At 37.3% G+C, this 24,448-nt stretch carries 24 protein-coding genes and 1 other annotated feature; of the genes, 3 read left to right on the plus strand and 21 right to left on the minus strand.

Features of this window, described 5'->3' with window-relative positions; all coding sequences use genetic code 11:
• Nucleotides 1–252 precede the first annotated feature (252 nt).
• The 15 genes from ACFSUL_RS11510 to cymR form a co-directional block, all read right to left on the minus strand.
• Nucleotides 253–1,182 carry a peptidase U32 family protein gene (locus ACFSUL_RS11510; protein ID WP_377935530.1) on the minus strand — a complete coding sequence of 310 codons (930 nt, stop codon included), beginning with the start codon at nt 1,180–1,182 and terminating at the stop codon, nt 253–255.
• Nucleotides 1,179–1,829, minus strand: coding sequence for an O-methyltransferase (locus tag ACFSUL_RS11515; RefSeq protein WP_377935532.1), 651 nt, complete (start codon nt 1,827–1,829; stop codon nt 1,179–1,181). Before ACFSUL_RS11515 ends, ACFSUL_RS11510 begins: the two co-directional genes overlap by 4 nt.
• A 368-nt stretch (nt 1,830–2,197) precedes the next feature.
• Nucleotides 2,198–3,334 (minus strand): endolytic transglycosylase MltG, encoded by a 1,137-nt coding sequence (gene mltG, locus ACFSUL_RS11520; RefSeq protein ID WP_377935534.1) that lies wholly within the window; start codon nt 3,332–3,334, stop codon nt 2,198–2,200.
• 420 nt (nt 3,335–3,754) lie between these two features.
• On the minus strand, nt 3,755–4,042 hold the full coding sequence (locus ACFSUL_RS11525) for a DUF1292 domain-containing protein (protein ID WP_071411227.1): 288 nt from the start codon (nt 4,040–4,042) through the stop codon (nt 3,755–3,757).
• A gap of 16 nt (nt 4,043–4,058) precedes the next feature.
• Nucleotides 4,059–4,475 (minus strand): Holliday junction resolvase RuvX, encoded by a 417-nt coding sequence (gene ruvX / locus ACFSUL_RS11530; RefSeq protein WP_377935537.1) that lies wholly within the window; start codon nt 4,473–4,475, stop codon nt 4,059–4,061.
• 2 nt (nt 4,476–4,477) lie between these two features.
• Nucleotides 4,478–4,741, minus strand: a complete 264-nt coding sequence (locus tag ACFSUL_RS11535; protein ID WP_071411225.1) for an IreB family regulatory phosphoprotein — start codon at nt 4,739–4,741, stop codon at nt 4,478–4,480.
• Nucleotides 4,742–4,825: 84 nt separating this feature from the next.
• Nucleotides 4,826–7,459 (minus strand): alanine--tRNA ligase, encoded by a 2,634-nt coding sequence (gene alaS, locus ACFSUL_RS11540; protein ID WP_377935539.1) that lies wholly within the window; start codon nt 7,457–7,459, stop codon nt 4,826–4,828.
• A gap of 97 nt (nt 7,460–7,556) precedes the next feature.
• Nucleotides 7,557–7,781 (minus strand) — a binding site (T-box leader).
• Nucleotides 7,782–7,878: 97 nt separating this feature from the next.
• Nucleotides 7,879–8,964: an AI-2E family transporter gene (locus ACFSUL_RS11545; protein WP_377935541.1), complete on the minus strand. Its 1,086-nt coding sequence runs from the start codon at nt 8,962–8,964 to the stop codon at nt 7,879–7,881.
• Between the two features lie 207 nt (nt 8,965–9,171).
• Nucleotides 9,172–9,303, minus strand: a complete 132-nt coding sequence (locus ACFSUL_RS11550) for a YrzQ family protein (RefSeq protein WP_377935543.1) — start codon at nt 9,301–9,303, stop codon at nt 9,172–9,174.
• 16 nt (nt 9,304–9,319) lie between these two features.
• Nucleotides 9,320–9,505 (minus strand): hypothetical protein, encoded by a 186-nt coding sequence (locus ACFSUL_RS11555; RefSeq protein ID WP_377935545.1) that lies wholly within the window; start codon nt 9,503–9,505, stop codon nt 9,320–9,322.
• 137 nt (nt 9,506–9,642) lie between these two features.
• A complete protein-coding gene (gene recD2 / locus ACFSUL_RS11560) occupies nt 9,643–12,036 on the minus strand; it encodes an SF1B family DNA helicase RecD2 (protein WP_377935547.1) in 2,394 nt (797 codons plus the stop codon).
• 17 nt (nt 12,037–12,053) lie between these two features.
• Nucleotides 12,054–12,725 carry a tetratricopeptide repeat protein gene (locus tag ACFSUL_RS11565; RefSeq protein ID WP_377935549.1) on the minus strand — a complete coding sequence of 224 codons (672 nt, stop codon included), beginning with the start codon at nt 12,723–12,725 and terminating at the stop codon, nt 12,054–12,056.
• A 368-nt stretch (nt 12,726–13,093) separates the two neighbouring features.
• Nucleotides 13,094–14,209: a tRNA 2-thiouridine(34) synthase MnmA gene (gene mnmA / locus ACFSUL_RS11570; protein ID WP_377935551.1), complete on the minus strand. Its 1,116-nt coding sequence runs from the start codon at nt 14,207–14,209 to the stop codon at nt 13,094–13,096.
• Nucleotides 14,210–14,265: 56 nt separating this feature from the next.
• Entirely contained in the window at nt 14,266–15,408 is a 1,143-nt protein-coding gene (locus ACFSUL_RS11575) for a cysteine desulfurase family protein (RefSeq protein ID WP_377935553.1), read from the minus strand.
• Between the two features lie 24 nt (nt 15,409–15,432).
• Nucleotides 15,433–15,852: a cysteine metabolism transcriptional regulator CymR gene (gene cymR, locus ACFSUL_RS11580; RefSeq protein WP_377935555.1), complete on the minus strand. Its 420-nt coding sequence runs from the start codon at nt 15,850–15,852 to the stop codon at nt 15,433–15,435.
• 383 nt (nt 15,853–16,235) lie between these two features.
• On the opposite strand from cymR, the gene ACFSUL_RS11585 reads away from it, so the two are divergent.
• Entirely contained in the window at nt 16,236–17,510 is a 1,275-nt protein-coding gene (locus tag ACFSUL_RS11585) for a replication-associated recombination protein A (protein WP_377935557.1), read from the plus strand.
• A gap of 209 nt (nt 17,511–17,719) precedes the next feature.
• Entirely contained in the window at nt 17,720–18,442 is a 723-nt protein-coding gene (locus ACFSUL_RS11590; RefSeq protein ID WP_377935559.1) for a protein-glutamine gamma-glutamyltransferase, read from the plus strand.
• A gap of 53 nt (nt 18,443–18,495) precedes the next feature.
• Here ACFSUL_RS11590 and ACFSUL_RS11595 read toward each other — a convergent pair whose 3' ends face one another.
• From ACFSUL_RS11595 to ACFSUL_RS11615, 5 genes are read right to left on the minus strand one after another with little or no spacing between them, the layout of a single operon-like run.
• Entirely contained in the window at nt 18,496–19,449 is a 954-nt protein-coding gene (locus tag ACFSUL_RS11595) for an ABC transporter permease (protein ID WP_377935561.1), read from the minus strand.
• Nucleotides 19,442–20,368: an ABC transporter ATP-binding protein gene (locus tag ACFSUL_RS11600; RefSeq protein WP_377935564.1), complete on the minus strand. Its 927-nt coding sequence runs from the start codon at nt 20,366–20,368 to the stop codon at nt 19,442–19,444. The genes ACFSUL_RS11595 and ACFSUL_RS11600 overlap by 8 nt, the downstream gene beginning before the upstream one ends.
• Nucleotides 20,365–21,078, minus strand: a complete 714-nt coding sequence (locus ACFSUL_RS11605) for an ABC transporter ATP-binding protein (RefSeq protein WP_377935566.1) — start codon at nt 21,076–21,078, stop codon at nt 20,365–20,367. Before ACFSUL_RS11605 ends, ACFSUL_RS11600 begins: the two co-directional genes overlap by 4 nt.
• Entirely contained in the window at nt 21,075–21,452 is a 378-nt protein-coding gene (locus ACFSUL_RS11610) for a GntR family transcriptional regulator (protein WP_377935567.1), read from the minus strand. Before ACFSUL_RS11610 ends, ACFSUL_RS11605 begins: the two co-directional genes overlap by 4 nt.
• Nucleotides 21,453–21,455: 3 nt before the next feature.
• A complete protein-coding gene (locus tag ACFSUL_RS11615; RefSeq protein ID WP_377935569.1) occupies nt 21,456–22,226 on the minus strand; it encodes a hypothetical protein in 771 nt (256 codons plus the stop codon).
• A 237-nt stretch (nt 22,227–22,463) separates the two neighbouring features.
• On the opposite strand from ACFSUL_RS11615, the gene ACFSUL_RS11620 reads away from it, so the two are divergent.
• The gene (locus tag ACFSUL_RS11620; protein ID WP_377935571.1) at nt 22,464–22,928 is read left to right on the plus strand and encodes a hypothetical protein; all 465 of its coding nucleotides are present in this window, start codon (nt 22,464–22,466) and stop codon (nt 22,926–22,928) included.
• A 571-nt stretch (nt 22,929–23,499) separates the two neighbouring features.
• On the opposite strand, the gene ACFSUL_RS11625 is transcribed toward ACFSUL_RS11620, so the two are convergent.
• Nucleotides 23,500–24,264 carry a tRNA threonylcarbamoyladenosine dehydratase gene (locus ACFSUL_RS11625; RefSeq protein WP_377936127.1) on the minus strand — a complete coding sequence of 255 codons (765 nt, stop codon included), beginning with the start codon at nt 24,262–24,264 and terminating at the stop codon, nt 23,500–23,502.
• Nucleotides 24,265–24,448: the final 184 nt, after the last annotated feature.

The raw sequence follows: 24,448 nt of genomic DNA on the forward strand, positions 1-24,448 counted from the left end.
TCGTTTAGCTCGCGAAGAAAATAGGAAAATTCCCTAAAGGCGTCCTTGGCCTTTTGGGGATTTTATCTTTTTCAAAGCGAGCTAGCCGCTGGAGCTAGACAATCCGCTTCCCCTGTGGGTCTGAGGTCTTTCCCTTTCCTCTCTTCCGCAACAGGAGTCAAATACCTTTCGTTCCAATCAACTCAGCCGGTTACACTTAGTTTTCCGTTGAGAAACAACAAACTTTACATAACCAGCCTTATTTTAAAATAATTAATAAACCGTTTCTTTAAAGAAAAATCCTGTATCGAGAGGTCTATTTGTAGGTTGAAGCGCCTCTGCTTCTTCTAATAACTGATCTTTTATTTCATCATATTTTTCTGCATCTTCTAAGCATAAATCGATTGCTTTCCGATAAAGTTTTGTAACTTCCACTATATACTGAGGAGATTTTAATATCCCTTCTATTTTAAATGAATCGATACCAGCCTCTATCATTTCTTGAAGTTCATCAATAATGCATACATCATTTGGACTCATGATATGTGTGCCGTTTTCATCTTCAAAAATTGGGTATTTATTGGAGCGTTCCTTATCATGTAAAAACATATTTTGCTTATGGCGTCTATTTTCCACTTCCATTACTTTCCCTTGATATTCAAAATAGTTACCTAGTAGGGAGCGTTTTGATTGGAACATGCAAGACATCCCGTGTACTCCAACCTCAATTTCTACTTCTGCATTTTCCTTCATCTCAATCATTGCATCCATACTGAGTTCTCGTGCTAAAACAGCTCGTGCAGCTCCTTTACGCCCCCAGTAATTACAAGTATACCAATTTGTAGCTGTTGTTTCTGTACTCCAGTGCAGCTTCATATTTGGTGCTACTTCTCGTACAGTCATGAGGACAGCTGGGTCACCAAAAACAATAGCATCCGCACAAGCCTCATCTAAAAATTTGATATAATCGGTAAGTTCTTGCACCTTATCATTGTGAAATATTGCATTCATCGCGACATATACTTTGCGGTTACGTTGATGAGCAATTTCAATTGCTGACTTCACATCTTTTCTAGAAAATTCGCCAGAAAGTCGCAGACCATATCGTTGTTCGCCAATAATAAACGCATCTGCTCCAGCATCTACTAATGGCTCTATGTCTTGAACTGATGTAGGTGTTACGAGTAGTTCAGGTTTCTTCATCTAACCTCACCTCGTCTTTTACTAATTGCAATCCCATCGCCAACAGGAAGAATGTACGTATCAAAGGTTTCATGGTTCATTAGCCATTGATTATAGCTTTGAAGTTTCTTCACCATAGAACGGATTCTTTTTTGGTCAATGGTTTCCTGTGCAACTAAGCCTTTAAACAGTACATTATCAGAATAAACGATACCGTTTGGAGTCAACATTTCTGTGTATATTTCAAAGAATTTTTTATATTGTCCTTTTGCTGCATCAATAAAAATGGCATCATACGGACCATATTCCCTAATTTCATCCACTACTTCTAATGCATCACCAAAAACAAGTTGTATTCTTTCCTTTTCATCGGGTGATTGGGAAAGAAACTTCTTAGCCTGTTGAAACCGTTCTGTTTCCCGTTCAATTGTAACAATGTTGGTTTTCGGTAACGCTTCTGCCATCCTTAACGCAGAATATCCAATGGCTGTTCCTATTTCAAGTATGTTTGTTGGCTGTTGGATGTTCATTGTGCCAAGCAATGTTTCAATTCCCACTAATTCCATTATTGGAACATTATGCTGTACGGCATACTCTTCCATTTCCATCAGCAAGGACGAACGCTTAGGAATTAATGACTCTATATACTGGTTAATTTCATCATTCATTAGTTAAAGCCTCGCTTATAGTAAGATAGACACAGTTTTCTTTTACCTTAAGAGGATGCTCCAAAAACCTAGGCCAAATTTTTAATAACATGAAAAAAGAGCACATACAACTATACTAAACGCCCTCTAAAATAAGACAAACATGAAAAGTAGAAAGCTCCAAGGAGCTTTCTACTTTTTTGTATATTGTGATTACTGCTGCTCGTTTAAAAATACCTGTATCATTTTAACATATAGAAAAGGTGAAAGCTATTCTTGGATTTTTCCATTGGTATGAAAAATAATAGGATTGTTTGTAGGTCGATACCTACTCTATAAAACAATCTACTCCTCTCCTATTCCAAGAACTGCGTTCATCGTAGGTATCCTTACTCTTTTGCATTTGTAATATACTTTTCTTTATATTCGTTATGTTTCTCTAATGTTTCAGAGTAATATACCTTTCCTTCTTTCGATGCAAGGAAGTATAGGTACTCTGTATCTTTCGGATTTAGTGCTGCTTTTATAGAAGATACTCCTGCGTTCGCAATTGGTCCAGGTGGAAGCCCTTTTACTTTATACGTATTGTAAGGAGAATCCACTTCTAAATCTTTGTAAACGGTTCTCGATTTATGTTCACCAAGCGCATATAATACCGTTGGATCTGTTTGCAATGGCATCTCTTCCTTAATTCGGTTGTAAAAAACACTAGAAATTTTACCTCTGTCGGCTTTTTTTGTTGCTTCCTCTTCAATTAGAGAAGCTAATGTTAAAAGCTCATGAACAGTCAAATCACTTTCAATGCGAGAGATTTCAAATTGCGCTAAAACTTCTTCTGTTTGTGCAATCATTTTTTCTAGTATCCCCTCAAGAGAAGGCTTTTTCTCAAAGTAGGAATACGTAGCAGGATATAAATAACCCTCTAAAGAATATTTAACATCTTTTTTTAGGATTTCATCTGTTAGCAGTTTAGGATATTTTCCTTTTAATTGTTCCAACCACTTTTTATCATTTAATTTACTTTTGATCTCGTCCAGTTTATATGGTGACTCTTTAGCAATAATTTCAGCAATTTGCTCAAGTTGCAATCCTTCCGGTATCGTAATTTTGAATTCTGCATCTTTCATTACTTTACCGTTTTTCAAACTATTAACAATTTCATTTAATGTCATTGAAGGTGTTAAGTCATATGATCCTGCCTGGAAACCTGATTCATTATTGAATTTAACATAATATTTAAACACAGTAGCATTTTTAACTATTCCACTGTTTTCAAGTTCTTCCCCTATTGTAGTAACACCCGAACCAATAGGTATTTCCACTTTAACTGGTTTATCATCGTCTGGATCCATCGGTTTCAAAGCAGAATTCACGTACAGATAGCCTCCAACACCTGTACCAATAACGATGATTAGTAATGCTAGTATGACATATCCTACTATTTTTCTAATTACTTTTGCCTCTGCTTTTCTTTCCTGAAGCTTGTCTAAAAGTATCTCTTTTTTTGCGTGTTTATCTTTTTTCACTATTTCTCCCCCCTCGAATAGAGCAAAAGTGGGATATCTTATTCGACATCATAACCCCTATTATACAATATTTTGCGCAAAGTAAAACAGGGACCGACAGAAAAGACGGTTTTCCGACTTTTTTCCTGCCAGTCCCTGTAAAAATAACAGATTACTTTGGACATTATCGTTTTGTCTAGTTCCAGTGGCTAGCCCCTCGAGGTCATAAGCTAACCATCCCCAAAAGGCAAAGAGCGCCTTTCCGGGATGTTCAGCTTATGCTTGTCGGGGCTGGTCGAGCCACTTACACTTTTCTATTTGTCTAGTTCCAGTGGCTAGCTCGCTGTGAAAAAGATAAGTTCCCTCTAAAGGCAAAGAGCGCCTTTAGAGGGAACTTCCTATTTTCTTCACGAGCAGACCGAGCCACTTACACTTTTCTATTTACTCCGCTTCTTCCTCATCTAGGAAAGTGTTTAGCATTTCTTCAATCATTTCCCATTCTTCTTCTGTTTCAATTGGTTGAAGTTCTCCTTCTTGACCATCTTCTGCTGCTGAGAATGCGGAAGCGTGAATTTCAATCTCCTCTTCCTCGCTCTCCTCTGCACCTAAAGGATAATAAAGCACATAAGATTTATTAAATTGTTCGGATTCAAATGTGAAAAGTACTTCACATAATTGTTCATTTCCTTGATCATCTACTACTGTGATTTGTTTTTCTCCGTGTTCCATTCTTTTCGTCACCTCATTATTTTTGGCTGTCAAGATACCCTTGAAGTATCATAGAAGCAGCCATTTTATCTATTACTTTTTTTCTCTTTTTCCGACTGACGTCAGCCTCTAATAAAACTCGTTCAGCTGCCATAGTACTTAAACGCTCATCCCAAAGTATGATAGGAATGTTCAATCGCTTTTCTAGCATACTGCCATAAGCTTTTGATGCTTCCCCACGAGGACCAATTGTATTGTTCATATTTTTAGGAAATCCAACGACAATCTTGTCTACAGAATACTCACTAACAAGCTCTGAAACTCTGTCGATTCCAAAGACTTTTTGCTCTTCATTAATGGAGATTGTTTCTATTCCTTGAGCTGTCCATCCAAGTTCATCACTAATGGCAACACCGACCGTTTTTGACCCAACGTCTAAACCCATTACACGCATGTTTATCCCTCTTTATGCTGCTTCAAATATGATTTTACCAGCTCTTCAATAATTTCATCTCGCTCTAATCTACGAATAATATTTCTAGCATCTTTATGTCTTGGAATGTAAGCTGGATCTCCAGATAATAGGTACCCTACAATTTGGTTTATTGGATTATATCCCTTTTCCTGCAGGGCATAGTGAACTTGGAAAAGTACTTCCTTAACATCATGTTCAAACTCCTCAGAAAAGTCAAATCTCATCGTTTTGTCAAAAGAGCTCATCATTAGCACCTCTCTTTAGGCTTGTCTATTTTGACTACCGGAATGTCAATCATTATTTACATTGTACACCACATTGAAAGGGAATTAAACGGATTTAACCCATTCTTCTACAAATTGAAGTGCCTCGTCAAGTTTTTCCGGGTCTTTTCCACCTGCTTGTGCCATGTCAGGGCGGCCTCCTCCGCCTCCGCCACAGCGAGAAGCCACTTCTTTAATTAACTTACCTGCATGGTAGCCTTTTTCAACAAGGTCCTTTGTAACGCCTGCGATTACATTTACTTTTTCTCCTTGTGCCGTACCTAATACAATAATACCTGATTCAAGTTTTTGTTTTAGGTCATCCATCATGTTACGTAGTCCGTTCATATCCTGTCCTGATACATTTGCTGTAAGGACTTTTATTCCATCTACGTCTTTTACTCTATCCGTTAAGCTTCCTGCTTCTATATTAGACAACTTTGCACTTAATGATTCATTTTCACGCTGTAATTCTTTTATTTCTGTAAGGAGACCATCTACTCGCCCATTAACATCTCTTGGGTTTGATTTTAGTTTTTGGGAAACTTGTTTTAAAAGAAGTACTTGATCATTTAACAAACGATAAGCATTTTCTCCGGTAACGGCTTCCATTCGTCTCGTTCCTGCACCAATTCCACTTTCCGATACAATTTTGAACAACCCAATTTCCGATGTATTGGAAACATGGCATCCGCCGCATAATTCGAGACTGAAACTTCCAATTGAAACTACCCTTACATTTTCACCGTATTTTTCTCCAAACAATGCCATTGCTCCCATAGCTTTAGCATCACTTAATGATTTGTTTTGCGTCATAACATTCAAGCCTTGCCATACTTTTTCATTTACAATACTTTCAATTTTCTCGATTTCCTCTTCAGAAACAGATCCAAAATGAGAAAAGTCAAAGCGTAGGCGGTCTGGTTCTACAAGAGACCCTGCTTGATTAACATGCTCCCCTAGTACATCCTTTAAAGCTCGATGTAGTAAATGTGTTGCTGTATGGTTCTTCTCTACCTTTTGACGACTATCAGAAGAAACGATTGCTTTTACGACTGCGCTTGTTCTTAATGTGCCTTCCTCTACAACAGCAGTGTGAAGATTTTGTCCATTCGGAGCTTTCTTCACTTCTTTAACAACTACTTTTACTCCGTCACCTTCTAGTACACCTTGGTCGCCAATTTGTCCACCGCTTTCTGCATAGAATGGTGTCGTATCTAAAATAAATTGAAATTCATTACCTTTTTCAACCGCTTCAACTATTTCGTTATTTAGTACTAAGACGGATACAGTTGACTGTGTCTCAAGATCATCATAACCAACGAAATTGCTTTCTACCGTAATATCCCCTAACACTCCACCTTGCACTTGCATACTTCCTGTATCTTGGCGAGCTGATCGTGCACGTTCACGTTGGCCTTCCATTTCTTTTTCAAAGCCTTCATGATCGACTTTCATTCCTTCTTCTTCTGCGTATTCTTCTGTTAACTCAGCAGGAAAACCATACGTGTCATAGAGACGGAAAACATCCGCCCCTGGAATTTCATCGTTTCCAGCAGCCTTCTGTTTTTTAATAATAGTAGAAAGAATTGATAGGCCTTCATTTAACGTTTCATGGAAGCGTTCCTCCTCATTCTTTACTACTTTTTGAATGAATTCCGTTTTTGCTTTTACCTCTGGATAGAAATCGACCATGATTTCTGCTACAACAGGAACAAGATCATACATAAATGGTCGGTTGATATTAATTTGTTTTGCAAATCGAACTGCCCGGCGTAGTAGACGACGCAATACATATCCTCGTCCTTCATTAGACGGTAGCGCACCATCACCAATTGCAAATGACACCGTTCTTATATGGTCTGCGATGACTTTAAACGCTGTATCTTTTTCATTACTTTCACCATACACCTCACCTGAAACCTTTTCTGTTTCACGAATAATCGGCATAAATAAATCAGTTTCAAAATTAGTTGGCACGTCTTGCACCACACAAGCCATTCTCTCTAAGCCCATGCCAGTATCAATATTTTTCTTTGGAAGCGGTGTATATGTCCCATCAGGATTATGGTTGAATTGTGAAAATACAAGATTCCATACTTCAAGATAGCGGTCATTTTCTCCACCAGGATATAGTTCTGGATCGTTTGCATCATTGCCGTATTGTTCGCCTCTATCATAAAAAATTTCTGTATTCGGTCCGCTTGGGCCTTCACCAATATCCCAGAAATTCCCTTCTATACGAATAATTCTTTCTTCCGGCACCCCAACCTTTTCACGCCAAATAGCATGCGCTTCATGGTCTTCAGGATGAATCGTGACAGATAATTTTTCTGGATCAAATCCAATCCACTTCTTATCTGTTAGGAATTCCCATGCCCAGATAATCGATTCTTCTTTAAAATAATCACCTATAGAAAAGTTCCCTAACATTTCAAAGAACGTATGGTGGCGAGCTGTCTTTCCTACATTTTCAATATCATTTGTACGAATTGACTTTTGTGCGTTTACGATACGTGGATTTTCAGGTACTACCCTTCCATCAAAATATTTCTTCAATGTAGCTACACCACTGTTAATCCATAAAAGGGATGGGTCTTCATGTGGAACAAGTGATGCACTTGGTTCTACCCCATGTCCTTTTTCTTGAAAGAAATCCAAAAACTTTTGACGAATGTCTGCTCCTGTTAACTTATTCATTTATTTTCCTCCTTTATTATGTACATCAACATGCATTAAGTAATGTTTTAAAGCTTAAAGATAGATAAAAAAGAATACAAAAAAGCCCTCATCCCATAACAGGGACGAGAGCTCTTCTCGCGGTACCACCCTGGTTATGAACAGAATTACTGTTCATCCCTCGAACACCTTAACGCGGTTCAACGACAGGTTTTAACTGCACTCCAGATTAGCGTTCTGTTATTCTTCACCTAGAATTCCTTCCAGCCAAGGGAATTCCTCTCTGACCGTAGTTCACTACGATAGATGGTCTATAACATACTCGATCTTTCTTTGATTTCCTATTTGTACAAATGTTTATCCGTAGTAAAACCTTACTAATTGAAGTTTCACTTTATATGTGGATTATAAAAATATAAAAGTCATTTGTCAACTAGTCATTATGTTTTAAACTTTTCTCTCGATGTTTTGATAAAATGTGTTCTTGCGTGCAGTAGAGCAACTTTTACCATAGCAAGTAAAGGTACAGCGATAATTAATCCAACTATTCCTCCTACCTCTCCTCCTACAATAAGTGCCCCCATAATAAATAGTGGGTGCATATGCAAACTCTTTCCGACAATAAGAGGAGACAGGATATTTCCTTCAATAAATTGCAGAACAAAAACTAAAATAACAACATAAATAATCATGTTATTTGAAATGGTGCCCGCTACAATTACTGCCGGAATTGCTCCAATAACAGGACCAAAGTAAGGAATCACGTTAGTTATACCGATAATAAGGCTCAAAATCAAAGGATATTTCATATCTAAAAACCAGAAAGTAATGGCAGCCAATCCCCCGATAAAAGTACAAACTAAGAGCTGTCCTCTAATATATCCTCCTAATGACTTATCCAAATCTCTAGAAAATAGCCTAGCACTATACCTCCATTTATGTGGGATTAAATGCCAGAAAAAGCTTTTAACCTTATGGATATCTTTTAATAAATAAAAAGAAATAAAAGGTACAATCGCAAAGTAAATTAAACTATTCATAAATTTCATAAAGCCTGATAACAGGGTAGCAACTAAATTGGTAAGCCATTCTTCCATTCCATCAATTCTGGTTTTCAATTGTGTTTGAATGCCATCAGGCCAAGTCGAAGTTTCATGGTTAATTATATGAAGCCACTTCCTATACTGCTTCGTGAATACTGGAGCATTTTCTGACAAGTCCTTTAATTGATGAATAAGGAGAGGAGTCCCTTTGTATATTCCATAGCCTATTCCCCCAAAAAACAAAATGTATATAAGTAAAATAGCAATTGCTCGGTGAATTCCTGCTTCGTTAAGCTTTTCAACTAATGGATGTAAAAGGTAAGCAATAAATGCTCCAAGTAAAAAAGGAAGGGAAGCAATAAGCACTACTTGTAAAATTGGCTGCCATACAGGCTTTAACAGAAAAATAACATATAGTAGGATCACTCCAACAAGAGTTAGGGAAAGCCTGTATAGCCATTTAGCATAGTTCCTTGTATCCATTTCACTTCCTCCTTCTATCCCTTTTATTTTTAGGAAAAACGGTTGGTTTATACAAGAGTGGAAATGGAAGCAATCACCAACTTAGAGAAATCTACCTATTACTTGTTATTTTCAACCGATACATAGAAAGCCTTCGTCTAGCATAGTGCCTCAAATGCTTTACAAAAAAAGATCTTCAGGGAGGTACTCCCTGAAGATCTTTTAAGTTTAAAATATTCTTTTCACTTGTCTTCTTAATTTTTTCATTTGTCTTTTATTTAACATATCTGATTTTGAAGAATACATAGTTGCTGCTACTCCAGCTCCAAATCCAAGAACCGATAACAATGTTTTATTCAAAGAAAGACACCTCTTTCTAACTTAGTCGGCGTTTTTCTTCATCAAATAAGTCATCTAACGAGCTTAAGCTCCCATCTTCTTCCACCTGATGAGTGTTAATAACTCCCTTATTTACAGATAACTCAATAAAACAACTCCAGCAATAATATTGGTTGATTCCAATTTTCCCAATATCCTTGCTTTGACAATTTGGACAATTCATATGTAAGGTCCACCTCTACTTAACTAATCTTTCTTTAGGGTCCTTACCATCCTGTCCAAAAGGTGGAAGCCTTATACTTATGACGAAGAAAAACAACTCAGAACACCTTTAAAACGAAAAAGTTGTTCATAGCTATTTTACGCATCTTTCATAAAATCATAAGGAGTAACGTTTTCCATTCCGATCATGGGGTCGACATTCATTAGTTCTTCTTCAATTGGTACATTTTTTGTTGTTTCAACAGGTTCACTTTTTCTATGGATAGTTGTTAGATTTTCAATTAGCGTTGTTTTTCGCTTGACATCATCTTCTCTTCTAACCCCTAATTGAAAAGCTTCTACTTCTCCGCAAAGTATTAACGATTGCTTACTTCTTGTTATTGCTGTATATAACAGATTCCTTCTAAGCATCCGGTAATAACTTTTTACTACCGGTAATATTACGATAGGAAATTCGCTTCCTTGTGATTTGTGAATAGAGCAACAATATGCATGTGTTAGTTGATTTAAGTCTTGACGCGTGTAGGTTACTTCATTTCCTTCATATGATACGATGACCATGTCTTGCTTTTCCGTGTTCTCTTTTGCATAAAAAATCGACACTACTTCTCCAATGTCTCCATTGAAAACATTATTTTCAGGTTGATTTACAAGCTGCAATACTTTATCGCCAATCCTGTATTTTATATCCCCAAAAGTAATTTCTTTTCGAGTTCCGTCTGGATTGCTATTAAAAATCTCCTGCAAAAGTTCATTGAGAGCATTAATTCCAGCCGGTCCCCTATACATTGGAGCAAGTACTTGAACATCCCGTGCACTGTACCCCTTTTTCTTTGCATTTTCCACAACCTTTTTTACTACTTCCGGGATTTGTCCCGACCGACAGGGTATAAAGGAACGATCTTTTTGCGGCTTTGTAATATCGTCTGGGATATTCCCTTTTTTCATATGATGTGCTAATTCGATTATTGAAGAGCCCTCCTCTTGACGGTAAATATCCGTCAACCTGACAGTAGGTACTGCTTCAGACGCAAGCAAATCTTTCAACACTTGGCCAGGCCCAACAGAAGGTAACTGATCTTCATCACCTACAAGTATTACTTGGATATCATCCGGCAATGATTTGAAAAGTTGATGTGCTAACCATGTATCAACCATCGACATTTCGTCAACAATTAACAATTTTCCTTCTATCGATTTTTCTTCGTCTGTTTGAAATCCACTTTGCCCATTCCAGCCTAACATTCGATGAATTGTCATCGCTGGCAGACCAGTCGATTCGGTCATTCTCTTTGCTGCTCTTCCTGTTGGGGCTGTAAGTAACACTGGGAAGGGCTCGTCTCTATAGTCTTTTGGGTCTAATGAACAACCGTGAAGCTCGGCATACAGCTCGACAATTCCTTTAATAACCGTTGTTTTCCCTGTACCTGGTCCTCCCGTCAACAGAAGCATCGGAGACATTAACGCTGTTTCAATTGCTTGTCTTTGGGAGGGAGCATACTGAACTTCGAGTCTTTCCTCAAGCGCACCAAGGGCGAGCAAAAATTCTGATTGAGGAAATTGATCCTCGTATTGATCTTGTTGTAGCATTTTTTCGATGTTTGTCACTATTCCCTTTTCCGAAAAATATAGGGATGGAATGTACGCCTTCGTGCCCTCCCCAATAATCTTACCTTCCTCCTCAAGTGAAATGACTTGACTAGAAATGTCACTATACTCAATCGGAATGTTTTGGCTTTTTTCAAGAAGTGCTTTTACACTTGTAATTAATTCTTCAGCCTCCAAATAGACATGCCCTTCTTGGATACATGTTTGCTCAAGTGTATAAAGGCAACCAGCTTTAATACGGTCAGGATGGTTGCCTGTAATGCCTAATTTTGCACCTAATTCATCTGCTCTTGTAAAACCGATACCTTCAATAGCCTCTACCAATTTATAAGGGTTTTTTTGCATAATTTCTAATGCTTGCTCTTTGTACTCTTGATATATTTTCATTGAAATTTGCGGACCGAATCCTAAATCATTCAATGCAATCATAACTTTTTCTAAGCCTTGATGCTCTGTTAACGTATCATGAATTGTTTTCGCCTTATCTGGTGGAAGATTTTCGACATCATCAAGTGCAGTAGGGTTTTCAAGAATGAGAGATATTGCATTTTCTCCAAGGTGGTCCACAATTTTTTCAGCTGTTTTTCTGCCTATTCCCTTGAAAAGATCACTCGACAAATAATGGACAATTCCCTGTTTTGTTTGCGGGATTTCCTTTTTAAAATGCTTTGCATGAAATTGGAGACCAAACTTAGGATGTTCTTGGAATTTCCCATAAAAAGTATAGGTTTCTTCCTCATGTATCCTTGGGAAATTCCCTGTTACAACCGCTTCTTTCTCATCATATGTATCATTTGTTTCATCTACGCGAATCCTTACTACTGTATAAAGGTTTTCTTCATTATGAAAAATAGTAACAAGGTGACGGCCTTTTACAAAAACCTCTTCTTCTCCAAACAGCCTTAATGAGTCCTGCTGGCCCACTTAGAGAACCCCCCTAACTAATCGTTCTTTTCGTTTTTCAGTTTTTCGATCATTTTTTTTCCGTACCCCGCTAGCATATGATCTGGTTGAACCTCTAATGCTTTATTAAAATAATTTAACGCTAGATCAGCATCATCTTTATGCCCGGCATATGCAACACCTAGGTTGTAGTAAGCATCTGCATGACTTGGATCTTTTTCCACTACTACAGAAAGCTGTTCAATTGCTTCCTCATATGCTTCTACTTTTGCCAAACATAACCCAAACTGAAATCTCGCTTCCACATCACTTTCATCGAGCTCTACACTTCGTTGTAAGTAAGGAAGTGCAAACTTAGGCTGTTCTAATTGAATTAAACTTACTCCCAGCATAAAATAAACATCGGAATTTTCCATGCCTTTTGCAATTGCTTTTTCAAATTGACTTTTTGCTTCATCAAATCCTTCTTCATTAAAGTGTAAATTTCCTAATGCGTAATAGGCAGCTGCTGCATTTTCATCAACTGAAATAGCACGTTCAAAAAACTTCTTCGCTTTTTCATTGTCTCCAACGGACATAAGAACATTTCCAAAGTTAATATAGGCAACAGGTTCTTTAGGGTTTTCTTCAATTGCTTCTGTAAAATATTTCACTGCTTCTTCCATTTTTCCTTGCTGCAATAATTCAATTCCTTTTGCATTTTTATCCATATGTAGCACCTCATTGTTGTTTTATTTTAACTCTTATCGTAAAGATTGGTTGTGATCGAATCCGCAGTCTGAATACACTTCACTTTCGTCACTGTTCCCACAGAAGTCTACGTGTATTTAGGCTGCTCTGTGCTTTCAAATTCTTTTTCAATTTTGTGTTAATAGCAACAAATTTTCTAGAGAACAAGCTTTATACTATATGTATAACCAATATAGTAAAATTTGAAGAGAATACTATCAATAATTTATTTAGGTTATGTAATGCCTTAAGTATAACACAAGACCATAGTTTATCCCGTATAGAGGAGTCAAATTGCCTTATGAAAAAAGAGACTGCATGTACAGTCTCCTTTCAAATTATATAAGCTTTAACCTACATAAGTTAATTTGCTATCCTTTTTAAATACTTCATCAATCGTTCCTCCACCTAAACATTCGTCACCGTTGTAAAAGACTACTGCTTGTCCAGGTGTAATCGCACGGATTGGTTCATCGAACACTACTTTTACCTTTCCATCTTCAAGTGGAATAACAGTGACACCATTATCAGGCTGACGATAACGAAATTTTGCCGTACAGCTAAATTCACTACTTGGCTTTTCTGACGATGTCCAGTGAACATTTGTGGCCAGAATACTATCAGAAAATAATGCTGGGTTATCGAATCCTTGCTCAACATAAAGAATGTTCTTTTTTAAATCTTTTCCAACAGCAAACCATGGGTCACCGGCTCCACCGATTCCTAAGCCATGTCTTTGGCCTATTGTATGATACATTAAGCCCTCATGTTTTCCCATTACTTTTCCGTCAAGTGTTTCCATCCGCCCTGGTTGTGCAGGTAAGTAATTACTTAAAAACTCTTTAAAATTACGTTCACCGATAAAGCAAATACCAGTACTGTCTTTCTTAGTCGCAGTAGCAAGTCCGGCTTTTTTCGCAATTTCCCTTACTTCTTTTTTGTCTATGGAACCAAGCGGGAACATGACTCTTTCTAATTGTTCTTGTCCCAATTGATTTAAGAAGTATGTTTGGTCTTTATTTTCATCGACACCTCGAAGCATTTTATACTCACCTTCACGGTATTCAACTCTTGCATAGTGACCTGTTGCCAAATAATCCGCTCCAAGCTTCATAGCGTGCTCTAAAAATGCTTTAAACTTAATTTCTTTATTACACATCACATCAGGATTTGGCGTTCTACCCGCTTTGTACTCATCGAGAAAATAAGTAAATACTTTATCCCAATATTGCTTCTCAAAATTGACTGCGTAATACGGGATACCAATTTGATTACAAACTCTTATTACATCATTGTAGTCTTCTGTAGCTGTGCAAACACCATTTTCATCTGTGTCGTCCCAGTTTTTCATAAAAATGCCGATGACATCATAACCTTGCTCTTTCAAAAGCAAAGCAGCAACAGATGAATCTACTCCTCCAGACATTCCGACTACTACTCTCGTTTCTTGTGGTGATTTTTCCAAAACCTCCACCTCCTTGTTACTCGGTGCGAGCTATGTTACCCAGCACCAGAAATATATTACCGTGTTAACCGAGTGACTATTTTAATAAGTTCTTCTACTACATAGTCCACTTGGTCTGTCGTATTATGAAGACCGAAACTGAACCGAATCGAGTTTCGAATTTTATCTGATTCTTTGCCGAACATTGCTACTAATACATGTGATGGCTCTATTGAACCTGCTGTGCATGCGGAACCACTCGATACAGCAATACCTGACATATCTAAATTTACTAGCAGCGACTCTACATCAGTGCCAGGAAAGCTTAAGTTTACCACATGGGGTAAATAATGCTCAAGAGAACCGTTTCGAGAAAATTCTACCGGTGACTCCGTTAATTTTCCAATTAACGTATTCGCAAACTTTTCGTATTCGGAAAGCTTTTCAGTCCTAGTTGCTTGTGCTATAGTTACTGCTTCAGCAAAGGCTGCTATTGACGCCACATTTTCTGTGCCGGCTCTTCGCTTTCTTTCTTGTTCCCCGCCAAACAAACTTGGAGTTAACGGTACATCGTTTTGACTATACAAGAAACCAATTCCTTTAGGTCCATTAATTTTGTGAGCTGAAACGGAAAGCAAATCAATATGCAATGCTTTTACATCAATTTTTGTAAGCCCATAAGCTTGAACAGCATCTGTATGAAAGTATGCAGGATGGTCTTTTACTAACTCACCGATTTCTTGTATAGGCTGAACTGTCCCTACTTCATTATTACCGAACATGATTGTAACTAAAATCGTATCTTCTCTCAATTCATTTTTTAACTCCTCCAGAGAAATGCGTCCCTCCTTATCAACAGGTAGATACGTTACCTCGAATCCTTTCTCCTCTAAATGATTACACACATGAAGAACAGCATGATGCTCAATTTGTGTTGTAATAATATGCTTTCCCTTATTTTTTCTAGCTTCAGCAACACCCATAATAGCCATATTATCCGCTTCTGTTCCACCGCTTGTAAAAATAATTTCGTTAAAGTCAGCGTTTAAGCTATCAGCGATAATTGTGCGGGATTCATCAAGCAAATGACGGGCTTCTCTTCCATAAGAATGAATGCTGGAGGGATTGCCAAATGTGTTATTCATAACGGAAACTTGTTTGTCAATAACACTGGGATGCATTGGGGATGTTGCAGCGTGATCTAAATATACTTTTTGCATATGGTCTTACTCCTTCTTTCTATTTTAAATATAAAACATATAAGCATCGGATTCTCCCTCATCCGTATGGTTTGCCAAGTCTTCAATAGTCGTGTTATCCAGTACATCTTTTATCGCATCACGAATTCTTATCCAAAGCTCTCGTTTTGCCGGTTCTTCCTCTTCAATTCCTTCGACAGGCGTGATTGGGCCTTCCAAAATTCTTATTATATCTCCTGCAGTAATTTTTGCAGGTTCATGTCCTAAAATATACCCACCATATGCACCGCGAATACTTTTTACAAATCCTGCATTGCGCAATGGTGCAATTAGCTGTTCTAAATAATGTTCTGATAACGAATGAGTTCCTGCAATTGTTTTAAGTGAAGTTGGTCCCTCTCCGTGCCGCTTCGCTAATTCAATCATAATTGTTAAACCATAACGACCTTTAGTTGATATTTTCATCGTCTCGCACCTCTATAACTATATAAATGATGTTATTTACCTTTAATAATATTAATCCTATTATTTCTATTGACTTTTGCTATTATAGCATAACGTATTACTACTGTTAAAAGGAATCTTTGTTGGCATACAATGCGACATTTAATAAATTGTCTCAGTATCTTTGCCACCTCTATTTGTTTTCTATTCCGCATGACTATGATAAAGTGAAACTTTAATCAGTGGGGACTTCTTCCATCTCCACTGATTGTTAGTTGAACCAATCGGGCGTTAATGGGCAGTTACCCCCACCTAAACTTCTTCGAAGCCTTAAAGTGGGGTTTACTGCCCATTAACGCGGGATAAAGTAGAATAACACAGAACATCAGTTTGGAGAGATAGAGATGACGAAGAAACCATTAGCTTACCGAATGAGACCTAGAACAATCGAAGAGATTATTGGGCAGCTACATCTTGTCGCGGAAGGCAAGATCATTAACAGAATGGTTAAAGCAAAACAGCTGTCATCAATGATTCTTTATGGACCTCCCGGAATTGGAAAGACGTCCATTGCCAGTGCCATTGCAGGTAGTACAAAATATGCTTTTCGCACATTAAATGCTGTTACAAATAATAAGAAAGATATTCAAATTGTTGCGGAAGAAGCAAAGATGTCTGGTAGTGTAATACTGCTTCTAGATGAGGTGCATCGTTTAGATAAGGCAAAACAAGATTTCCTGCTTCCTTATTTAGAAAACGGAATGATTACCTTAATCGGCGCTACTACTAGCAACCCTTATCATGCTATTAATCCAGCTATCCGAAGTCGCTGTCAAATCTTTGAGTTGAAACCTTTGACACAAGATGAAATGAAAACAGCAGTTTTACGTGCTCTCAAAGATAAAGAAAGAGGATTGGGACGGCATGCTATTGAGATAACAGATGAAGCTGTCAGCCATTTTGCAAACAGCAGTAATGGCGATGTACGTAGTGCACTAAATGCATTAGAGCTTGCGGTTTTATCAACGGAGAAAAATGATGAAGGTACAATTGTTATAACAATTGAAATAGCAGAAGAGTGCTTACAGAAAAAAAGCTTTAGTCATGATAAAGATGGCGACGGTCATTATGATGTATTAAGTGCCTTTCAAAAGTCGATAAGAGGCAGTGATGTGAATGCAGCATTACATTACCTTGGAAGATTAGCAGAAGCTGGTGACTTACCAAGCATTTCAAGACGGCTTCTTGTAATTGCTTATGAAGACATTGGATTAGCAAGCCCTCAAGCAGGAGCCCGAACATTGGCTGCAGTAGAGACAGCGGAGAAAATTGGGTTTCCCGAAGCAAGGATCCCCCTTGCAAATGCAATTATTGAGCTTTGTCTATCGCCGAAGTCAAATAGTGCAATATCTGCTATTGATGCTGCACTTGCAGATATCCGTAGTGGTAAAAGCGGGGAAGTTCCTGACCATTTAAAAGACGCCCATTACAAAGGGGCAAAGGAATTAGGAAGAGGTATTGATTACAAATATCCACATAGCTATGAGTCAGGCTGGGTGCCGCAGCAGTACCTACCTAATAAACTGAAACACGCTCGCTATTATGAACCTAAAACGACTGGGAAATTTGAACAAGCTTTATCTACTATTTATAATAAAATCCAAAAACAATCTAAATAAACTACTAGCCGAATCATTGTCCAGCTCCTGCGGCTAGCTCGCTGTGAAAAAGAGGATTTCCCTCTAAAGGCAAAAAGTGCCTTCTGAAGGCAAATCCCTTTTTTCTTCGCGAGCTGGTCGAGCCGCTTCCGCTTTTCTATTTGATTCGGCTTTTTTTATGACATTCATCTTCATCTTTCATAAATTATAAAAAAGGGGAAGGTGATGAAATGATAACAATTGAGTATAATCCTCTTCATTCAAAGCCAAACAATTTATCATCTCTTCAACAGCAAATATATAACGCACTAGAAAAAAGCACCACACGCTATGTCTATCCAACAATTAAAGAATTAAAATTCGAATTGAAATTACGGGAAAAAATTATCCATGCTGCTAAACGAATGTTTGAAAGTGATGCCGTATTTTCTTCATTCCAAGACTCTTCTTTTAATTCTACCTATTGGAGAAAGACTTCAAATGGATACTTATTAAAACCTAATCAGCTTCCTTCCACAGCGATAGAGGATGTTTTTATCAATAGTAATAAGTATGGGTTTGAATGTGTGACATCAATTGTGTTGATTTATTATAAAGCGGTATTAGACTCCATCCACAAAAACTACTTTAATGAACTATTTCGACCATTACTTGTGTGGAATCATCACTTTGATAAAGATTTAGGAATGGTTACATTCAGCGGTTATGATTCCATACCAGGTGATGTTGTGTATTTTTATAATCCAGATTATGAGACACCGATTTGGATGGGAGAGAATGCAGTATATCTTGGTGAGGGACAATATTTTGGCCACGGAATCGGAATCGGTACAAAAGAAGAAATGATAGAAGCACTCAATACACTAAGAAAAAAGGAGGCAAAAAAATCGGCTTATCTTTTGCAGCAAGTAACTAGGTTGAATTTTCATTACCTGTCTCAGTTTGAAAAATAATTCTATTAAAAAGGAGCTGTCGGATAAACTATCTGACAGCTCCTTTACCTATTTTATGCCGCTACATCACGTTTATTGAAAACGAAGAATGCAAGGAAGAGGAAAATAGCAAAGTAAATTAAAAGCATGATAATAGAAAAGCTCATTGTCATCCCTTCTACCAGCGGCTGCATTTCCCCGGTATACTGAGTTAAGTCAGTATTTGCAAATAAGCTATACTTTGCCCAATCAAACTTCATTGCAACAAGTGCAGTAGCATTTGCACCCATGAACAATAGGAATAATGAGATCCCGATTGCTAATGAACTACTTCTGAACACAGCCGAAATCATAAACGCCATTGTTGCCATCATCAGCACATCAATTGTTTTCAATAAATAAGTTTTTATTAAATAAACTACAATACTCTGTTCTTGTACTTCTCCGCTCACATAAGTTAAGTGTGGAGATTGATCGCCTACACCAAATAATATTAGCCCTAGGAGAATAGAAAAAATAAAAAGAATAACTAACATGGAAGCACCAAATAGTAAGACTGTTAAATATTTTGACAAAAGAATTTTCGTTCGAGATATCGGACGGATTAATAACAGTTTTATCGTACCCCAAGAAAATTCACTTGCTACAATTCCTGCTGCCACAATGATGGTAAAGAGACCAACAAATGTTACCACACCAGCATTTGACTCAACAAATGTCCATACTGTTTCTTCTGTATTAGGTGCAATATTATGCTCTAAGCGATACTCACTAATCGCAACTCTTTCCTCTATCATACTTTTTGAGAATTTATCCATACCACCTTGTTCTAAGTGTTGCTTATCCGCCGCTACTTCTTCTGTTAACTCCTGCTTCCAATCCCCTTGGTCTTGTTTCTGACTCTGGCCGTCCAAATATTTAGTAATTGCCCCTGATCCACCTACTACTAAAATTAACAACCCTATCATCACATATGTTCCAACTCGTTTAAAAATTTTCATCCATTCATTTCTAATCAAACTAACCATGGATGGCTACCCCCTCTTTATTCGTAATTTCTAAGAATCTATCTTCTAATGTTTTAGCAACTGGCATAACACTATAAATCTCAATTTCTTTTTCTACTAAAAATTTCACAACCTCAGGAACTTTTTCTTTCGGCAGACCGATCTGAATTTGGTTTTCTTTTATTTCAAATTGGAAATCCCCTGTATAACTGCTTAGAATTTCTTCTACTCTGACACCATCATTTACCTCAAATTGGTAAATTTGTTCACTGTCCTCTACAAAGTCTCGAACTGTTTGAATATCAACAAGCTTTCCTTTTTGGATAATCCCAATACGATCACACATCATTTCCATTTCAGAAAGAAGGTGACTCGAAACGATAACCGCCATTCCTTCTTCTTGTGCCAAACGACGGATATAGTCGCGGATTTCTCTTATGCCAGCAGGGTCAAGTCCATTCGTAGGTTCATCAAGAATGAGCAGTTTGGGCTTATGCAATAAGCATTGTGCTAACCCAAGTCTCTGTCTCATACCAAGCGAGTACGTTTTGACTTTATCATGAATTCGATCTGTTAAACCGACTAGCTCAATTACTTCTTTTAAACGGGCTTCAGAGATACCTTTTTGCATTCTCGCAAAATGTTTAAGATTTTGGTAGCCAGACATAAATTTATAAAGCTCTGGATTTTCTACAATTGCTCCAACTTCTTTTACTGCATTTTCAAAATCACTTTTAATGCTTTTTCCAGAAATGACAACATCTCCCTCTGTAATACGCATTAATCCAACAATCATTCGAATTGTCGTCGTTTTACCAGCTCCGTTTGGTCCTAAAAATCCAAATACTTCCCCTTCATAAACATCGAAGCTTAATGAATCAATAATCTTTTTTCCTTTAATGACTTTTGATACGCCTTTTAATTGAATAACGGAATTCATATTATTGTCTTCCCTTCTATAGTCGTTAATTTTTTTAACCAATTTAGTACAGACAGTCCTTCATTTTCACGTAGTTCTTCTACATTACAATGTCCTTTTACCTTACCATCATGAATAATATAAGCTTCATCCAAAATGGTCTCTATTTCATCAATTTCGTGAGTAGCAATAATAACGGTTTGGTTTCCGAAATCAATGTAAGATATTAATCCTTTTACAATCGAATCCCGAACCATTGGATCAAGGCCAGAAAATGGTTCATCGAGAAGAAGGACATCTGTTTCCCTTGACAGTGTCAACACAAGCTTTAAACGACCTCTGTTACCTTTAGAGAGTTGCTTAATCTTTTTGTTTGGATCAAGATCCATAAACGATACTAATTCCCATGCTCTTTCTTTTTTAAAATCGGGAAATTGAGATTCATAAAATTGAATCATTCCCGCCACAGTAAAAGCATCATAAAACATGTCTAGCTCCGTTAAATAGGAAACCTCACTTGCAATTTTTCTTGTTACTTTTTTCTCTTTCACAGATACCGTACCTTTAGTAGGGAGGACAAGTCCTGCCACCATTTTAAGCGTCGTTGACTTACCGCTTCCATTCGGTCCTAGTAATCCATAAATCTTGCCTTTTTCAAACTGAAAAGAGACATTTTCAAGTGCAAAGCCGTTGCCATACTTCTTTGTAACAGAGTCAAAGATAATCGTCACATCATCCCCTCCTCTTCAGAAAAATATTTCTCAATTCCTCTTATCATTTCTTCTTTTGTAATGCCTAAATCCTTCATGGTTTTCACAAAGCCTTCAATTACCTCATACTGCACCTTTTCATTTAAAACATTTAATGTGTTTCTTTCTTCCGTGACAAATGTTCCTTGACCTCTCCGTGTTTCCACAATCTCCATCCTCTCTAACTCACTATAAGTTCGCTGAATGGTATTCGGATTTACACCAGACTGTATTGCCATTTCTCTGACTGAAGGAAGTTTATCTCCCGGTAGTAAATCTTTTCGAACGATACGATAAATAACTTTGTCGGCAATTTGCATATATATTGGTTTGGAAGCTGTATACTCTTCAGTCATTTGCTACACCTCAACCTTGCGATCTAGTAGCCAACTAGATAAATAAAAAACAGAAACCATCACTATAAAGTAACTAATAAAAGGGATGATTGGGATGTTAATTGCTTCAGAAGAAATTTCAAAGTTCGAATTACCAGGATCACCTGAAAGGAAAAATCCTCGACTTACGTTTATTGTCCATCCTTCATAGATATCCATAAACCACTTTACTTTTATCATTAATGCCGATAAAAATTGATAACCTATAAAAATTCCCACTAATAGAAGCCAGCGAAAGTTTTTCACCTGTGGAAATTTACCAAGAAAATGGTAGAAGGTCCAATAAAAGATTAACCAGCATCCTAAATAAATAGAACTAGACATTACCCCAAGGTTAAAAAAGATCCCTTCTTTCCATGGCAAGTATGGTAGTACTTCCTTTTGCCAACTTAAGCTCAATAACCCCAGTCCATCGACAATTAATAAAGAAACACTTGAGTAGAGGAAAGCAATAATCATTTTTGAAAGCAGTAGTTTTACTCCGCTATGAGGGGAATGTAACCATAGCTGTGTTTTTCCTTCTACACGCAACATGGAATAAATAAGTACAGGAATAAATGCAAAGTGGAAAAAACCAAGCATTACTACAAAAGGTAATACAACGGCTGGCTCATTAAAATATTCCCCTAAACCAAAAGCAAGTAAATATATAACAAATACAATGGTAATCCAGCCAAAGAACCACACTTTAGATATATTAAAGTCTTTCCACAAAAGACCGCTGAATGCTTTCATGCACTAGCTCCTTTCAACTGTTTTAGTGTTCTAGTCAAATAGTACACTAGAACAAACACGAAAGTCAATAGGTTTTTTCCATAAAAGTGGAAATATCTAGGCCGTTATTTTTGACGATTATTGACGGTCTATAGATGTTTTAACAGCCCTTGGATACTCATTTCCTCCTGATAAAAAGGATAGTTCTTTTATACCGTGAAAAGATAGTAATAATCCTTTTAGAGAGGAGGGAAGTATATGAGTCGTAAAGAACAGTGGTCTGAAGGTGAAGATAAAATTTTATCTTCTACGGTGCAACAATTCATTTCTAAAAATAAAACAAAGAAAGCGGCATTTTTGGAAGTTTCCGATAAACTAGGTCGTACAGAAGCAGCCTGTGCTTATCGCTGGAATAAAGTATTAAAAGAAAAACAATTACAAAAAAATGAGCAACCTCAAGATGTATTACATGAAGACTCTCCCAAATTAAGCATAGAAAAATGTATTGTTTTTCTGGAGAACTTAAAGGATTCGGCTAACGACAGAGAAATAAAGAAACTCCAAATAGAAAAAGACAATCTTTTACTTGAACAAAAACGATTAAAAACGAAGTTAAAAAATTTAAAGGAAAAGGAGATAAAAATGAAGCAAATGTTAGCAATACTAAAAGAAGCAGAAGAACTAAACTTCAATACAAACAAAATCTCGAAATCAGTGCACTAAACAAAAAGCAGAAGCGGCCTGTTCAGCTCGTGAAGAAAATAGGAGAATTGCCGAAAGGCGCCCTTTGCCTTTTGGCAATTTTATCTTTTTCACAGCGAGCTAGCCGCTGGCGCTAGACAAAACAAAAAGCGGAAGCGGCTTGTTCAGCTCGTGAAGAAAATAGGAAAATTGCCGAAAGGCGCCCTTTGCCTTTTGGCAATTTTATCTTTTTCACAGCGAGCTAGCCGCTGGCGCTAGACAAAATAAAAAGCGAAAGCGGCTTGTTCAGCTCGTGAAGAAAATAGGAAAATTGTCGAAAGGCGCCCTTTGCCTTTTGGCAATTTTATCTTTTTCACAGCGAGCTAGCCGCTGGCGCTAGACAAAACAAAAAGCGGAAGCGGCTTGAGCAGAGGCGACAAGCAATTTAGAAATTCTGGATGCTTTTGAGGGACTTACTAGACACACTTTATCAAATCTTCCAGACAAACATCCGAACTTAATGGACACAGATATGAGAAAAAAGCCTTTTAAATGAAAAAGAAGACCAAATTCTATATAAAATGGTCTTCTTTGCAACACTATTCTTTTCCACTTATTTATCTTTCACTCTTTTTATTTCAATATCCTTTACTAGTTCGTTTACAACATGACTTGCTGCGATTAGACCTACAACAGAAGGGCAATAGGCATTCGAAGAAGGAGGCATTTGAGCTTTTCTTATTTTAGCGTCATCCTTACCAACTTCTTTTCGGATGTCCTCCCTGATCACAATTGGACTTTCATCGGAAAAGATTGTCGCAAATCCCTTTCTAATTCCTTCTTTCCTAAGACGTGTCCGCATTACCTTCGCCATCGGATCTGTATGTGTTTTGGAGATATCTGCAATTTGAAAACGAGTTGGGTCCGTCTTGTTTGCTGCACCCATACTAGATATTAATGGAATCTTCCTGTTTAAACATTCCTTTGCCAGGTGAATTTTATAAACAATCGTATCAGAAGCGTCTATCACATAATCTAATCCTTGTTCAAAGAACTTTTCATAGGTTTCTTCAGTATAGAACATCTTTAATGAAACCACTTCACAGTCAGGATTAATATCACGGATACGCGCTTCCATTAAATCTACTTTTGGTTGTCCAATTGTAGAGAGCAGTGCATGTAATTGTCTATTTACATTAGTGATATCTACATCATCTTTATCTACCAATATAAGACGTCCTACACCTGATCGGGCTAATGCCTCTGCAGCAAAAGAACCAACACCGCCTACCCCTAATACAGCAACGGTGCTGTTTTTTAAAATAGCTAAGCCTTCTTTACCAATGGCTAATTCATTACGAGAAAACTGGTGAAGCAACATTATCAACTCCATAAAATAATTATTTAAAGAATAGTAGAAGCAGCTTAAACAGCCTTGACAAGTAAATGACGAGCTCGGGAAAAGGTTTACCTTTACCATTAACCTCTTCTCGGGATTCATATTTCACCTTCAGGAGTTGGCCGCTAAAACTATACATCTACATTTTTCCCTGCATTAGAAT

This window comes from Bacillus seohaeanensis (assembly GCF_042684945.1).
Taxonomy (GTDB): domain Bacteria; phylum Bacillota; class Bacilli; order Bacillales; family Bacillaceae_B; genus Rossellomorea; species Rossellomorea seohaeanensis.